Below are 16,312 nucleotides of genomic sequence, written 5' to 3'. Positions count from 1 at the left end.
ATCTTTTTATATATAATTGATTAAATCTAATTTTATTTACCTATTTTCATGTAATTTTTGAAAAAAATAGTATAATAAATTCTTTACAAATATTAAATGATACATGAGCCCATTATTTCTGTTGCAATATAAGGAGTCTTTTATGAAAACTTTAAATTTCAAATTTTCTTTCTTTCTAAGTATATTTTTTACCATACATCTTCTTTACTCAACTCTAAGTGCACTAACACTGCCTCATATTGATAGTTTTGAAAGTAGTTCTTTAAGTGGATGGAGTAGAGATGACGGGGATAAAAATGAACTTAAAATAAATCAAGATAGAGAGTCTCATAAAACATTTGACTTTACATCAACTTATAAAAATATCTCAGTAACAGTAACTTTTCAACTTAAAGTTATCGGAGGATGGGAGACATCAGGTTCATACAAAGACTATTTTAAGACCCAATTTAACGACGGAACAGTTATTACAAAATCCAAATCGGATGGAACTTATAGCATGAGTTATAGTACATCTTTAGATACAGATGGGAAATTGAAAATATCCTTCTCAACTGATACTGCATCTTCAGATGAACTTGTTAAACTTGATAATGTAACTATTGAAGCTACTAATCCTATCATACCTATAATTACGCCTGCTACTTATACTATATATAATGAAGCACCTACAGATACTGTTGTTGGAACTATAGTCTCTACTGGTTCACCTACTTCTTTTTCTATATTATCAGGTGATATAGATAGTATATTTGCAGTTAATGATAGTGGAGACATTACAATAGAAAGTAACCCAAACTTAGAGTCCAATACAACAAATAGCTACACACTAGAGATAAATGCTTCTAACACTTCTGGTTTCGATGTTGAAAATTTTGTAATGAATCTTACAGATGACATAGACCTATCTAGTGAAAATGTAAATACAAGAGCATTCACAAATGTATCCATATCAGGTAAAGACAGCGTAACAATAAACGGTTCAATATTACAAATAGGTAATCAACTTTTATGTAAAAACAATTCTGATGGTGCTAGTTGTGAAGAGCCTTCACTTGGGACTCCAAACAACAGCCATAATCAACATAAGGCTAAGATTGACACCTCTTCTGGAGCTCCATCAAGTAATACAATGGCCAAACTAGTTATGGAAACAGGAGATGAAGTAATATTTGCAAGACTATATTGGTCAGCAAGAATAGACAATATAACAAGCACACAAAAAGATAGCGCAAAAACGATACAACTAAAAGGACCTAACGCAACTTCATATACATCATATACTTCAACAAATGCAAAATACAACTGGCACAAATCTGGTTCAACTTTTGATTATGTAGCTTCACAAGATGTTACAGACTATATAAAGGCTCAAGGGGCTGGTGAATATTATGCAGGAGGAATTGTAGCATCAAATGGTTATAATCAATACGCTTCATGGCAACTAATTGTAATAGTAGAAAATACAAGTCGTAGCTTAAAAAACATATCTCTATTTGATGGTTTTTACTCAGTATCAATAAACTCTGGATATCCAAGATCAGCCACTGCAGATGCTAGTGGATTTATTACACCCACAGGCAGTGACCCATTTAATGCAAACCTATTTATATATATGGGAGAAAGTGATGGTTCATATGGAGATAGTGTTAAGATACTAAAAAAAGATGGAGATGTAAATGTAGGTACTGATTGGTTGTCACTTGTTGATGGTGCTAACACTTCAACTGACGTTGTAAATGCTAGTGTATATTCACTTGATTATACTAGTGGGTATCGTTCAAATGACTCTGGCATGGCAAACCCAAACTACAGAAATGTTCTGGGTGTTGATATAGACAAACTCCCTATTAATATAAAAGAAGATACTTCAAAACAAAAACTATCAAACTCTCAAGTAGAAACAAAAATCAAAATCTCTTCAACTCAAGATAGATTCTCTTTAAATATGTTTGCATTTGAAACTGAAGTTTTTGTCCCTGAGTTTTGTTATGACTATTCATACTCACAGTATGATCAATACTTTACAGAAGATAATGATGGTAGTAATCCACCAGTATTAAGCGGAGATGTAACTGTAAATGAACCTATAAAAATGTCTATTTTTGTAAAAAGTCTAGTTGATTCAAGCATCACAATCAGTAATATGTCAGTTGATATTTCAGATATTAACAGAACTCAAGCAACTTATATATCTGATTCTACACTGCTCGCTAAAGTAGGTGACGCCACTCCAGACATAGTTACCGTAACCTCAGGGCAAAGCTTAGATGGTGCTTCTGATTATATAAACAACATTTTCATCGGTACATTAGAGGAAAATGATTACTTTTATATTTACTATGATTTAGATCCTCAAATGTCTACCATGGATATACCAATAAATGTGGTAGCAAACTATGACTTAGCCTTGGATTCTGCATCCGTAGAATACAGTCTAAAATTAAGTGAAGAAATTCCATTATGTACGACCTCAAACTTTAATTATGCGCCTGCAAAAGGTATATTTAATATAGCACACAATAATTTTTACACGTATAATGGTAGCAGTGGAAATAAATACTATAACATTCCAACACAAGTTACAAAAAGAGAAGGTAATTTTAAAGTTTTAGCAATGGATCCTGATGACAGAGACACATTACTCAATGATCATCCAACAACAATTGTAGCAGTTGAAATGATAGATGCAGGAGCATTTCATTACACAGATGCTTCGTGTAAAGAGCTTGCAAGTTCCATTAGTGAAAAAGTTTGGGTTATTGTTGATGAAAACTCTACATCATCACAATTTAACAAAGCTGCATTAGAATCAGCAATTGCAGACAATATGACTGACTTAACTAATAGCTACGATTTTTACACTAAAGCCAGACAGAATACCGCCTTTCGTGTAACATATAATGCAAGTGACGTAAATGGTTCCATAACTGATTTAACAAAGAATGCAACAAATGATTACAGCATCAATAATTTCACATATGCTGGAGGAAATTGTGCTCAAGATATGAATGATAACAACGATACTACCGATGATGCAGTTGACTCATACTGTACAAGTAATATGACAAAATCTCAGTTAGCTAGTTGTATGGAGTGTACATATGGAATTAACACAAGATTTATATGTTCTAGAGATAATTTTGCCATAAGACCAGAAGCTCTTATAATTAAGATAAATGACCAAAACCAAACAAATCCAGCTTCGAAACTTAAAATTGATGATGATATCTCTGGTGTAATTACACCATCAACTGATACAACGCATCTATCAGCAGGTTATCAATACAATCTTGAAGTAAATGCAAGTAATTATTTAGATAACACTTCATCATTTGGCTATACTAAATCTTTTACAGGTACTTCTTCAGATGTTAGTACATATGAATGGTCGCCAACAGGCGTTAGCTCTGGTTGTAATGATGATTCTAATAGTACAGTTTCTTTTTCAATTCTTAATGGAGAAGCTGATTTTAATAGTTCTCTAAACCAAGTAGGAGAGTATGTATTAAAAATAGAAGATACAACCTGGACTTCAGTTGATAGTAACTCTACATATATGTCACATCATGACGGAGATTCAACATATTTTATCTCATCAGCAACATCTGACTGTGTAAGCAATAGCGCAGATACTCAAATTGTAAATTCAAACATTAAGAATGGCTGCAACATCAATTCTAATCATGATGCAAGTGGCACTTCTTTAAAGTACAGAAATTATAAGATAGAGTTTCATCCTTATAAATTTGATATAAGTAGTGATGTGACTCTTGGACTAACAAATAGAGATATTAATACGACTAATGATTTTTCAAACTTTGTATATATGGCAAATATAAATAATGTAAATGATATTAACATGTCAGTTCAAGTAAATAGTTCCATAACTCCTCAAGGTTATGATAACTCTTCTCTAAGTAACTTCGTTACTCAATGTTATGCGAAACCTATAGATATTAATATTAGCAAGTCTGCTCCGTTAAATACAAACCTTAATTTAATTTATATAATCAGTGATAGGAATACAACAGGGAATACTATTGCATCAATAGCAAATGTTTCTAATGAAGATGCAAATATAACTACTCCAAATACTTTTTTTGCAAAAGACATGAATGGTACTCTAAACAGTATCATGAGTCTTAATTTTGATAGAAATCAAAATATAGTTTCGAATCCTGAAGATATTAATTACTCAAAAGTTACTGTGTATGATCCAAGAACTTTTTTTAATGCTGACTTAGATACAAATAAAACAGCTGCTAACAACATAACAATAAATGGATTATCAGGACAAAACGTAACCCATTACTTCGGAAGAACAGCTGGAAGAAAAACAAGAATAGTTTGTGAGAATTCACCTTGTATTTCAGGAGAAAATGAAGAGTCTGATGTACTTATATACTATGAAACTTACTGTTTTGGTACAACAAATTCAAACACATGTGATAGAACTCTTCTTCCTACTCTAAGTTCAAGATATATACAAAAGGTTGACAGCAGATGGTATGTAAATCTAAATCATAATCAAAGTGGAGATGGCAACTTAACTGCTAGTTCCGAAGCAGCAGGTCTTGTTACTGTACCAACAATAACAAACTTAAATAATTATACAAAAGATTCCGAGCATAGTTATAATACGGCGAATGGTCTTCCTTATACAGCTACAATGAATAGTAATATATCCAATTGGCTTATATATGATGAAGATGATACAACAGCAACAACAAATAAAAATATAGTAATCTTTCAGTCTGCAACAGATTGGTCAGGTCAACATGAGACAAACACAACGACACAAACAGAAAAAGTAAGACGTGTTAATAGGAGAACATTGTGGTAATACACAAATATGCTTTTACATTAATAGAGTTGATATTTGCCATAGTCATTATAGGAATATCAGTTATGTCTCTACCAATGCTTACACAAGTAACATCATCAGCAATAGAGAAAAACCTTGTCCAAGAAGCTATCTTTGCATCTGTAGCAGAAATAAATTTAGCTACTACATATACTCTCTTATAGATGATGACGATGTAAATGCTACAGGTGATGATTTATCAAGAGTTTTAAACATTGATAATAATTGTAATGGATCAGGAATTTTAGATGGAACTGTTGAAATTCAAAGAAGAGTTGGACATGTAAATAGAAGATGTTTAGATAACAACCTTACAGTTCGCTATGCAAATTTTGATTATGTTGATTCACTTGAAGCTGCCGAACATGCTTACATGGAGATATACACAGATAGTACAGGTGCATCTGGATACAAACAAGAGTATGATAGTTTATTAGAAGTAGAGAACTGTGATAGTGGAAACTGTATAAAGTTTGGTGAAGAAAATAACAATACTAATATTAATATTAAAGAGATAACTGTAACTATTAGAGAAAAAGATGATGCTACAAATACAACCGTTACACTTCTTAGAGCATATAGTGCTAATATTGGAGAAATCGCTTACGAGAATGAGCTACTTACCCCATGATTATAAAAAGTAAATTTCGTAAAGCTTTTACAATGTTAGAGTTAATATTTGTAATAGTTATCATGGCGATATTAGCAAAATTTGGTGTTGAATTTTTAGCTCAGTCTTATAGTGGATTTATTAACTCTAAAATCAACCATGAACTGCAGTCTAACTCAGCTACAGCAGTAGAGTTTGTTGCAACAAGACTTCAACATAGAATCAAAGCTTCTACTATAGCAAGAGAAAATGACCATAATTTCACCTCTTTAAAAGACTATACCGCTACAACTGCAAATATTTTAGAATGGGTTGGTTCAGATGTAGACGGCTTTAGAGGAGATGCTCTTCCTTACTGGAGTGGAATTATTGATTTAAACTCAACTATTACAAATTCTTCTTCTTTATCTTCTCCACGAACTGATACAGGAGATATAAATACTTTAATAGATATCTTGTCTAATACTAATAGCGGTATTGAAGATGCTGCTATCTATTTTATAAATCCAGACTCACTAGATACTAATTGGGGATGGGATGCAAATACAAGTAAGTTTGATACTCAAATTGGCGTAGATGCAAATAATTTAAATGCTATTCATCCAATTGATGCCAATGGGATAAGTAAATTTAAACCAATTACTTCTATCGGTGCTGATAATAACTTTTCTCAAGTAATCGCTTATGAGTTCTATCAACTTGCGTGGAGTGCTTATGCTGTTGGTATAACAGGTTGGGATGATACAACTAAAACCGGAACACTTACTCTATGGTATGACTATCAACCATGGAAAGGTGATACATATTTGCTTCAATCTAATGGAGATGAAACAAAAAGCCAAATTATTATGCAAAATGTAAGTTCTTTTAGATTTATTGCAAGAGAATCTTTATTAAAAATTCAAGTATGTGTTAAAAGTTCACTAATCAAAGATGAGGAGTATTCAATATGCAAAGAAAAAACTATTTTTTAAAAACTTCTCATAAAAAAAGCTTTCGTTCAGCAATGGCGATGATAATGGCTATTGTTGTTTTAGTAGTTATTACAACCATTATGGCTCTTTCATTATCACTCTCTACACAAACAACAAAAAGAACAACTGACCTGTATCTTTATGAACAATCAGTGTTATTATCTCAAAGTGCAGCTGAGTATGCTATGTTAAAAATATCTCAACAAAATCCATGTAGTCTTTCTAATTTAGACTTCAGATATAACGAGACTTACGATGTTAATATTACAATGAGTTATGTCTATTTTAATGGTAGCAATTGTGATACATTTTCTACATCAGATTATACAGCTATAACTTACCCTAATTCTGATGGTAGTGTTTTAATGGATATCACAATAACTGCTAATCCTGATGGGACAACTGAACCTATTCGTTATTTTAGAAGAAGCATCCAAAAATCATAATTTATATAAACTTTTTAATGTTATAATCCACCAACTAATTAACTTTAGTGGTCCTAGTGGCCCAAGTGAAGCAAAAGAAATATAATTTCTTTTGTGAACTAACAATATAAAAGGTCAAATTATGAATATTTCTCTTACAGGTAGACAATTAGAACTTACTGAGCCAATCAAAGCTCATATGAATACATCTATTGAAACACTAACTAAATATAATATGGATATTATTTCTGTAAATGTTGTAGCTTCTACTCAAACAAAAAAAGGTAAAGAGCACTCTGTTGTTGAGTTCGTTATTAACCTTGCTCACAAAAACTCTGTTGTTATCAAGCAAAATGATGGCGATTTATACGCTGCAATTGATTTAGCTATTGCTAGAGCTCAAAAAGCTTTACGTCGTATGCATGATAAAGAAGTTGGACACCGTGTAACTGGTCTTAATGAGATCAAAGCAGAAAGTGTTGATCTTAAAGAAGAAGCTGAAGCTAACGAAGATGAGATTGTTCCAGTTGAACTTGATCTTTATAAACCTCGTGAAGTTGAAGATGTTTTAAACGACCTAAAAGAAAATAATAAAATGTTTGAAATATTTTTAGATAACGAAAATAAAACTCGTGTTCTTTACAAAAGAAACGACGGTAAATTCGGACTATATTAATAGTTATGTAAAGGGAATAAATTCCTTTTACAATATTTAAGACACACTTTCACTCAAATCAACTTTCACACTTTTAACAATCTCAACATCTTCAGACAAATCAACCCATTTAAACTGACTACCACTCTGAGACGCACCCTTAAGTAAATCGCCACTTTTTCTAAACTTTAAATCCAAATTTGCTATATCAAAACCACTTATAGTATCTACAAATCTATCTAGTCTTTCAGTTACACTATTATTTGTATAAAGATAACAGTAACCTTTTAAACCTGTTCTACTGACTCTTCCTCTAAGCTGATGAAGAGTTGAGAGTCCTAGTCTCTCAGCACCAACTATAACAACCGTAGTAAGTCTCGGCAAAGATATCCCAACTTCGACCACTGTAGTTGCAATGAGTAAACTTCCTTTTTCTCTAAATTCAAAAAGAACTTCTTCTTTTTGTTTGTCTTTTCCATGAGTTACATAAACATTATCAAAGTTTTTTTCCCAATAAGCCCTTGCTTCTTCGATACTCTGATACTCCAGAACTTCACTCTGCTCAACCAATGGATAAACTAAAAGAACCTGATTATTTTTACTTATCTCTTCTTTTATGTTTTCTAGTAATTCTTTAAAATCATTTTTATGTATAACCTTACTATCTATGTCTTTAGTAAAAGGTGTAGAAGTTATAAGACTAACATTAATATGGGCAGTTTCTATCATAGCTTGTGTTCTTGGAATTGGGGTTGCACTAAACTGTAAAAAATGTGGTTTACTATCTCCGTAACTTACTAATTTCTCAAGCATATTTCTCTGAGCAGTTCCAAAACGATGTTGTTCATCAACCATAACAAGTCCTGCTTCTGGAAGTTCTCTGTATAAAAGAGCGTGTGTTCCTATTATGAAATCAAATTCATTTAAATCAATCTTTTTAGATTTATTTGTAACTAAAACTGATTTTGCATTTGGCAAGAACTTTTGCGCTTCTTCAAAAAGTTGGTTAGCAAGTATTGTAGTTGGTGCCATAAGTATTGAACGATTTGGCAACATCATAGATGCAGCGGCTAAAATTACCATAGTCTTTCCACTTCCAACATCTCCAACTATCATACGTCTAGATGCCACATCTTTGTTGAAGTCACATTTTATATCTTGTATTGCATCTATTTGCTCATTTGTTAATTCAAATGGAAGTCTATTTTTCCATTCATCATAAGAAGCATCTACTTTTACAGTTGACTTAAAATATCTTCTTTTTGCTGAGAGTTGTTTCATATATGTAAATAGTTCTAAATATTTTAAAGCATCTATACTCTTTGCATCTAAGTCTTTTAGGTCAACTAATTCAGTGGGAAAATGAAGTTTTAGTATTTGTGCTGCTATCTCTTCTTTTAAGCCCTCTGAGAGTAAGTTCTCTAGTGTTAGGTTGTTTTGTACAAGCCGTAGCATTACATCACTTCTAAGAGCTGATTTGTATTTTGGAGTTATAGCACCTACACTTGTTGTTTTTCTTGGCATCGTTATACTGCAGTTTCCAGTTTTACAATCAACTACTCCATAGTAGTAGTCTCTATCTCCTACTTTAAACTGATGCATCATATATGGTTTTGGACGAAAAAGTACACCACTTATACTGTGTCCTAGGTTATGTGCAAAAAAAGTTATTTGGATTGTATTTGGAGCACGAAAAACAGATTCAACGGTTGCATCTATAAGTTGAGCTTTGCCCATTTGGATTGTAGGATGAAGAGTGAGGTCTTCATATGAGTGAGGAATATTAAGAGAGAGTTCACACCAAGAGTTAACACCTAGTTTATCAAATTTTGTTTTTATATCTTTTGTGAGCTTCATTTTATGTCCTTAGTTTGTAATACTAACTCTTTTTTTAAAACTCATCAAAAAATATTGCAGATTGCAATAATTATTTAGTAACTATTGCAAAACTCATTTCTAAAATTTCTTTATGACTTTTTATATACTCATTAAGGTCTTTTAGTTTTAACTCTTTAACTAACTCTAACTCTTTGATTGAATGACCTAGTTCTTGACCGTTGTAGTACTCCATAAAAGTACGGTTTAGTCTTTGACCCATTGTTTCAACTCTTAAAGGTTCACTTCCAAGTAAGAATTTTTTAGTTTGATCTAGTTCTTCTTGTGTAACACCATTTTTTACAAACTCTGCTATAACTTCTTTAACAGTTTTTTTAGCTTCATCAAGAGAGTCTAACTTAGTTTGTAAATAACCTGTCATAAAGTTACTTGATTTACTAGCACTTACTCTTGCATAAGCAGAATAAGCCAAACCTTTTTTAACTCTTATCTCTTCCATAAGACGTGAACCAAAACCACCTGTTCCTAAGATAAAAGTAGCAACTCTAGCTTTATAATAATCTTTTGAGTCATACTTGATGTTATATGGAGAACCAAAATATACATAAGCCTGCTGAGTATCTTTTTTTAACACAGATTCAGAAGCTTTTTTAGCAACATCATAGTGATGCTGTTGTGCTTCTTTACCCTTTGGCATAGCATTGATAATTTTTTCTATTTCACTCTTTGCAACTTGGATATCAACATCACCACCAATAACTACGATAAGTCTTGAACTAACTAAATGCTCTTTTATAAATGCTTTTACATCATCAAGTTCTATACTTTTTACACTCTCTAAAGTTCCAGATGCAGGGTTTGCTAAAGGAGTTCCTTTAAATAAAACTGCCTTTAACTCATTAGAAGCAACATAGTCAAAGTCATTTGCTTTAGCACTAAGTGAACCCATAGTTGTGGACTTGACCTTACTCATTGCTTCATCAGAAAAGTTAGGATCTTTTAATAAAGAAGCAAACTTTTTAAGTCCCTCAGAAAACTCTTCTTTCAAAGAGGCAAGTTCCATTACAAAAGTTTCTTTACCAGTTGAAGATGAGATATGAATAGCTTTGCTCTCTAAAGATTCAGCAAAAGCAGATGAACCAAGTTTTTTTGTTCCCTCACTCATAATTCTTGCACTAAACTTTGCAAGTCCAGCTTTTGTAGTATCAGTGATTGTTCCACCATTTTTAAAAATAAACTGCATAGTTACAAGAGGAAGGCGCTTGTCTTCTTCAATAATCACAGGTACTTTCAATCCGTTTGTTTGTATATATTCTATAGTCGCTGCCATAATCATCTGTCCTGTAATTAGTAATATTAGTAAAAGTTTTTTCATTATTTGCGTTTTCCTCATCTATTTTCTGGGTTATGACCAGTAAATATTCCTATTGCTTAAGCAAATTTCTTTAAAGTTTCATAAGCTGTATTTCTTACAGCTGGTATCTCACCAATATCTCTGATAAGAGTTACCATCTCTTCTTTTGCCATTGAATAAGCAGCACCTGCACTACTTACAACATTCTCTTCCATCATAGTTGAGCCTAAGTCATTCGCTCCAAACCTAAGAGCCATTTGACCTATATAAGCTCCTTGAGTTACCCATGAACTTTGGATATTTGGCACATTATCAAGATAGAGTCTAGCTACTGCTAAAAGTCTCAAGTATCTATTTGATGATGGTTTATCCATATCTGGGATAAGTCTTAAAAGCTCAGTATTTTGACCTTGAAAACTCCACATAATAAAGGCACGAAATCCACCTGTTTCATCTTGAAGTTTTCTAATCATTTCAAAGTGATCAATTATATCTTCATCACTCTCTACAGTTCCATACATCATAGTAGCAGTTGACTTGATATCAAGCTTATGCGCTTTTCTATGAATATCTATCCATACTTCAGAGTCAATTTTTCTAGGTGCGATAATATCTCGAACTTTATCACTAAGTATTTCAGCTCCCGCACCAGGTATAGATGCAAGACCTTTAACCTTAAGTCTCTCTAACACTTTTTCAACACTTATACGAGAAACCTTAGCTATAAAATCTATCTCAATAGAAGAAAAACCATGAATAGTAATATCTGGATATTTAGTATGAATATGCTCAACTAAATCTTCATACCACTCTATTTTGAGTTTTGGATGAACTCCACCTTGAAATAATATCTGAGTTCCACCAATGTCAAGTAACTCATCTATCTTTGCATCTATCTCATCAAAAGTCAAAACATATGCATCTGCATCTTTTTCATGTCTATAAAATGCACAAAACTTACAGTCAACCCAACAAATATTTGTATAGTTGATATTTCTATCTACAACAAAAGTAGTGATTCCTTTTGGGTGTAGCTCTTTCTTGCGAGCAGATGCCATCCGCCCTAGTTCTTTTAAGTCAGCATTTTTTATTAAATCTAATGCTTCTTCTTTTGTTAATCTTTTTTGCATTGTCCAGCTTTCGTAGTTATTTTGTCCACTATTTCCATCCTTCATTTCTTATGTTTTTAGGTTCTTTCTTAAAGAAGAAAGTATATATAACAAACATTATAAGCAGTGTTACTAAAATAACTACAATCATTTGTACTAATGCACCAAGATTTAAGAGTTTATTCAAGATGCCAGAGTGCATCTTAGTATCTATGTTTACTTCTGCCATTTCTGCTATATGTGTTATTGCACTAACTGCTAGGTTTCCTTTTGGTATATCTTCATGACAAGAAAGACACATGCCTCTACGATCAAGTTTACCTATTTGTTTTTTACTTAATGGTTGGGAGAGTTTGAAGTGATTTCCTACTGTCATCAACTGTGTGCCATTTTCATCTATAAACTGTGAATAATCATGTTTAAGATTTGGAATTGCAAGAATATGCTCATCCGTCTTATTTGAAAGAATCTTTCTGTCAGGACTCATCAAATCAATTATAGTAATTTTACTTGGGTCATTATTTAGTTTTCCGCCACCTACACCAAGTCCAATAGCTTTGTCAGATGCATGACATGATTCACAACTTCTTGATTCTTTTTGAATAGTATGAGGTTGAATAGGAGCCATATCTATAGCATTTTGACCTTCTTTGCCAGCTCCTTCAACATTTTGAATCTTGAAGATGTGATTTTGAAGAAGGGCTTCACCATCTTTACCAATAACAGTTATAGTAGTTTGGTACCCTGGAACAACAGGAGATACTCTGCCCTCACCATTTTGTGCTAGAGCTGGATCTTCCCATCTTAAGTAACTTCTAGTTTCTGTTACTTTTCCAGGAATTAGATACTTTTTCATGTCTCGCATGCCACCAGTAGTTCCATGCTTATCTTGGTCATGAGAAGCTTTTAAATAATCTGGATTTTGTTTTGCATCTGAGTAGTCAACTTTTAAATGACGACCATAACGCTGTGGTGCCCAAGTTGCATGACAAGTATAACACTCCATATTTTGAGTATGCGAGTCTACAACATCCATAGCAATAAGTGCTTTTTTAGAAAGTGCTTTTGTATCTTTTAAAAGTTTAAGAGGTTTTAACTCTATATCCTTTCCAGATGCCAAGTGCATAATAATCTTATTGCCTTTTTTAACTGTTTTTGGAAGTGGATTTCCACGTGCACTTAAGATATAACCATCTTCTGGCTCGGCGACGTAACCTTGTTTTAGATAATCAGCAACACTTTTAGCTGTTCCTCTTGCCTCACCTGTTGCGGCAGTTGTGTTGAACTCATCTGAGTAACCAATTGGAAGTTCCCAAGGGTATTTTGTAGTAGTACCGTGACAATCTTGACACTCTATTTCTACAGCAGCAGCATTTGCCCCGCCTAAAAACCCATCACCATGTAAATCATTTGAAGTATGACAATCTTGACACAACATACCTTTTTGGTAGTGAATGTCTTCTTTCATATGAAGATAACTTTTAGGTTGATTCCCCTCATCCTCAGATGTTGAGTGATACTCTGTTTCCATCAGACCTTGGTAAGAAACACCAATACGTTTTCCACGATTGTGACAAGTTGCACATGTCTCAACAGGAACTCCTGAATACTTTATATCATGAACTTGTACTTTTACTTTTCTTGAACTTTGAATCTGATGAGTTAGTAAATGACCCTTCTTTTTAGAAATCTTCTTACCTACTCCCTCGTAATAACCTTCATTAGAATATGGAATATGACAAGATGCACATCCAATTCCTCTATAGTCACCTCTTTTTTGCCTACCCTTACTTCCGGTATGACATCTAAGACACTCTTGACGAAGATAAGTATTAACAGCTAAAGATGGGTCTTTATGTATCTCTTCTACAGTAGGAGCATCTGCTAGAGTTTGTGTCTCTTGAGGAAAACCTTGTGGTTCCATTTTTGAAAGTTTAGCCATATACTTTTTGTATATTTCACTACCATGACGTGTGTCTGGATTATCTGGATTTTTGGTATTATAAGTTGCTGTCTCATGACTGTAACCTTCTTTAGCACCAAAACTCCACATAGCCCCTTGTATCTTGCCTTGCTCTGTCATCATAAGTGAGTTCATTTGAGCAGAAACTTGATTTGGATGACATGTTCCACAGGTATTTTCATTTATCCAAGGACTTGCTGGTGCAGGATAGTAGTTTTTAGGACCTTCGTTTGTTCTAAAATACTTTACAGTGCCTTTATGCGCATACTTGACACTTTTGTTAGAGGGATTTCCACCGTGACAAACGATACAATCGTTGCCTTTATGACCAGCTTTATCAGCCACTTCTAAAATCGCCTTCATCATACCAGAGTCTCTATCTCTAATATCTTCTATGCCTTTATGACAAACTATACATTCATTTGCTCCAAAGAGCAAAGAAGAGAAAAGTAGCAGTAAAAAAGCGATTTTAATCATCAACTATTCAGGCTTATCTTTAGAAATAGCATCTAAAACACCATTGATAAACTTAGGTGATTGTTCAGTACCAAAAGCTTTTGTAATCTCAACAGCTTCATTTATAACAACTGCAGAGTCAAGCTCACCAAAAATAATTTCATAAGTTGCAAGTCTAAGAGTTGCTCTCTCAATAGCACCAAGTCTTTCAAAATCCCACTCTTTTAAGTGTTCAATAATTGACTTGTCACAAGCTTCAAGATTTTGCATAACACCTTCAAAAAGAGCTATTGCAAAATCTTTTTGCTTGTTACGAATTTTTTTCTCTTCTAAAATATCATCTGTGTGATCTGCAATACTTCCATTACCTAAGTCATAAGCATAAAGAAGACTTACAACTGCCATTCTTGCGTGATGTCTAGTAGCCATTATAGGTTCTCATATAGGTCTAACATTTCAATAACAGTAGTCATTGCTTCAAAACCTTTGTTACCAGCTTTTGTTCCAGCTCTCTCAATAGCTTGCTCAATAGTATCCGTAGTAAGAAGACCAAATGAAACTGGCTTTTGATACTTAAGACTCATAGTGGCGATACCTTTTGTTGCTTCAGCAGAAACATAATCAAAGTGAGGAGTTGCTCCACGAATAACTGCACCTAATGCACAAACTGCATCGTATTTTCCAGATGCTAAGATTTGGTCAATTACCATTGGAAGCTCAAATGCTCCAGGAATTAGAACATGTGTAAGCTCATCTTCATCTCCGCCATGACGTTTGAATGCATCTTCTGCACCCTCTACTAATCTATCAACAATAAAATGATTCCATCTTGTACTAACAATAGCAATTTTTTTGCCATTTAATACTTTTAATCTACCTTCAACCAGTTTCATATACTTTCCTTCATATTTCTTGAATTTTTTTAATTTTTGTTACTAGAGCTTCTAGTTCATCTAGTTTTATCATATTTGGGCCATCGCTTAATGCTACACTTGGGTCAAAGTGTGTTTCCATAAAGAAACCATCAACTCCGACTGCGGCTGCACCAGATGCAAGGTATGGAACCATAGAAGAGTCTCCACCAGTTTTACCATCTTTTGCTGTTGGCATCTGAACAGAGTGAGTTGCATCAAAGATTACAGGTGCAAAATTTCTCATAGTCACTAAGTTTCTCATATCTACAACCATATTGCCATATCCAAAAGAGTTTCCTCTTTCACAAAGGTATACACCATGTTTTAGTGCGTTTTCATATGTAGCCTCTGAACAGCCTCTAGTTTGAAGTACTTTAAGAACAGGGTAAAGCATAGCATCACCACTTAAAAACTGACCTTTTTTAATATTGATCTTAGCATCTGTTTGAGCACAAGCTACTAACAAGTCTGTTTGGCGACATAAAAATGCAGGAATTTGTAGCATATCAGCTACTTCTGCAACAGTAGGTACTTGAACTGATTCATGTACATCTGTAACAATTTTATAACCAAAATCATCTTTAACTTTTTGAAGGATTCTAAGTCCTTCTTGCATACCAAGCCCACGAAAGCTTTCTAAAGATGTTCTATTTGCTTTGTCAAAACTAGCTTTAAAATAAAAATCTATAGATTCATCTTGAGAATAAGACTCTAAAGATTTAGCAATTTTAAATATATTTTCTTCACTCTCAATGACACAAGGACCTGTTAGTAATACCATTAATATACCTCTACAATATCGTTTAAAAATTAAGGCAGATTATAGCATAATGGCTTTAATGTAAAATTACTCACTTATCATACAACTCACATAATTTTCTTATAATAATTATATTCTCAAAAAAATATTTAGGAATATTTTGATATTAGTTGAGATAAACTAAAAGATAAAACGTGTTATTAAGTTACAAAATATGTTTTTAAGACTACATGCAAATACTATTGATTATATATTAATACTATTTAACTATTATGGTTAGATTGTAAAAATAGACTTAATTAAAAATATGGGGGTTTGAAAACCCTTGCAAACTTCTGTATATTGGTAAGAAACCAAGGTATTTCTATAATGGATTATAAAAAAGCTCT

Annotated in this window: 13 protein-coding genes; 6 read left to right on the top strand and 7 right to left on the bottom strand. The window is 33.0% G+C overall.

Annotated features, from left to right (window positions below; genetic code table 11):
* Positions 1–142: 142 nt before the first annotated feature.
* From QZZ48_RS02545 to raiA, 6 genes are all read left to right on the top strand, one after another.
* Positions 143–4,846, top strand: coding sequence for a cadherin repeat domain-containing protein (locus QZZ48_RS02545; RefSeq protein ID WP_294961609.1), 4,704 nt, complete (start codon positions 143–145; stop codon positions 4,844–4,846).
* Complete coding sequence (locus QZZ48_RS15785; protein ID WP_366755894.1) at positions 4,840–5,031, top strand: type II secretion system protein; 192 nt, start codon at positions 4,840–4,842, stop codon at positions 5,029–5,031. The genes QZZ48_RS02545 and QZZ48_RS15785 overlap by 7 nt, the downstream gene beginning before the upstream one ends.
* A gap of 209 nt (positions 5,032–5,240) precedes the next feature.
* The gene (locus QZZ48_RS15780; protein WP_366755893.1) at positions 5,241–5,498 is read left to right on the top strand and encodes a hypothetical protein; all 258 of its coding nucleotides are present in this window, start codon (positions 5,241–5,243) and stop codon (positions 5,496–5,498) included.
* A complete protein-coding gene (locus QZZ48_RS02535) occupies positions 5,495–6,451 on the top strand; it encodes a type II secretion system protein (RefSeq protein WP_366755892.1) in 957 nt (318 codons plus the stop codon). Before QZZ48_RS15780 ends, QZZ48_RS02535 begins: the two co-directional genes overlap by 4 nt.
* A complete protein-coding gene (locus QZZ48_RS02530) occupies positions 6,427–6,897 on the top strand; it encodes a hypothetical protein (protein ID WP_294961602.1) in 471 nt (156 codons plus the stop codon). Before QZZ48_RS02535 ends, QZZ48_RS02530 begins: the two co-directional genes overlap by 25 nt.
* Before the next feature lie 121 nt (positions 6,898–7,018).
* Entirely contained in the window at positions 7,019–7,552 is a 534-nt protein-coding gene (raiA, locus tag QZZ48_RS02525) for a ribosome-associated translation inhibitor RaiA (protein ID WP_294961600.1), read from the top strand.
* Positions 7,553–7,588: 36 nt separating this feature from the next.
* Here the strand turns inward: raiA and recG are convergent, their stop codons facing one another.
* The 7 genes from recG to kdsA all read right to left on the bottom strand — a co-directional run bounded on the left by recG (position 7,589) and on the right by kdsA (position 15,944).
* Positions 7,589–9,388: an ATP-dependent DNA helicase RecG gene (recG, locus tag QZZ48_RS02520; RefSeq protein ID WP_294961597.1), complete on the bottom strand. Its 1,800-nt coding sequence runs from the start codon at positions 9,386–9,388 to the stop codon at positions 7,589–7,591.
* 70 nt (positions 9,389–9,458) lie between these two features.
* Positions 9,459–10,742, bottom strand: a complete 1,284-nt coding sequence (locus QZZ48_RS02515; RefSeq protein WP_294961593.1) for a pitrilysin family protein — start codon at positions 10,740–10,742, stop codon at positions 9,459–9,461.
* Positions 10,743–10,798: 56 nt separating this feature from the next.
* Entirely contained in the window at positions 10,799–11,851 is a 1,053-nt protein-coding gene (locus tag QZZ48_RS02510; RefSeq protein WP_294961590.1) for a dehypoxanthine futalosine cyclase, read from the bottom strand.
* Between the two features lie 28 nt (positions 11,852–11,879).
* On the bottom strand, positions 11,880–14,270 hold the full coding sequence (locus QZZ48_RS02505; protein ID WP_294961587.1) for a multiheme c-type cytochrome: 2,391 nt from the start codon (positions 14,268–14,270) through the stop codon (positions 11,880–11,882).
* A gap of 3 nt (positions 14,271–14,273) precedes the next feature.
* Complete coding sequence (gene nusB / locus QZZ48_RS02500; protein ID WP_294961584.1) at positions 14,274–14,678, bottom strand: transcription antitermination factor NusB; 405 nt, start codon at positions 14,676–14,678, stop codon at positions 14,274–14,276.
* The gene (gene ribE, locus QZZ48_RS02495; protein ID WP_294961581.1) at positions 14,678–15,142 is read right to left on the bottom strand and encodes a 6,7-dimethyl-8-ribityllumazine synthase; all 465 of its coding nucleotides are present in this window, start codon (positions 15,140–15,142) and stop codon (positions 14,678–14,680) included. The genes nusB and ribE overlap by 1 nt, the downstream gene beginning before the upstream one ends.
* A 10-nt stretch (positions 15,143–15,152) precedes the next feature.
* Entirely contained in the window at positions 15,153–15,944 is a 792-nt protein-coding gene (kdsA, locus tag QZZ48_RS02490) for a 3-deoxy-8-phosphooctulonate synthase (protein WP_294961578.1), read from the bottom strand.
* Positions 15,945–16,312 lie beyond the last annotated feature (368 nt).

The sequence above is a fragment of the Sulfurimonas sp. genome, assembly GCF_016744025.1.
GTDB lineage: Bacteria > Campylobacterota > Campylobacteria > Campylobacterales > Sulfurimonadaceae > Sulfurimonas.
This window is presented reverse-complemented; position numbering and strand designations above follow the sequence as displayed.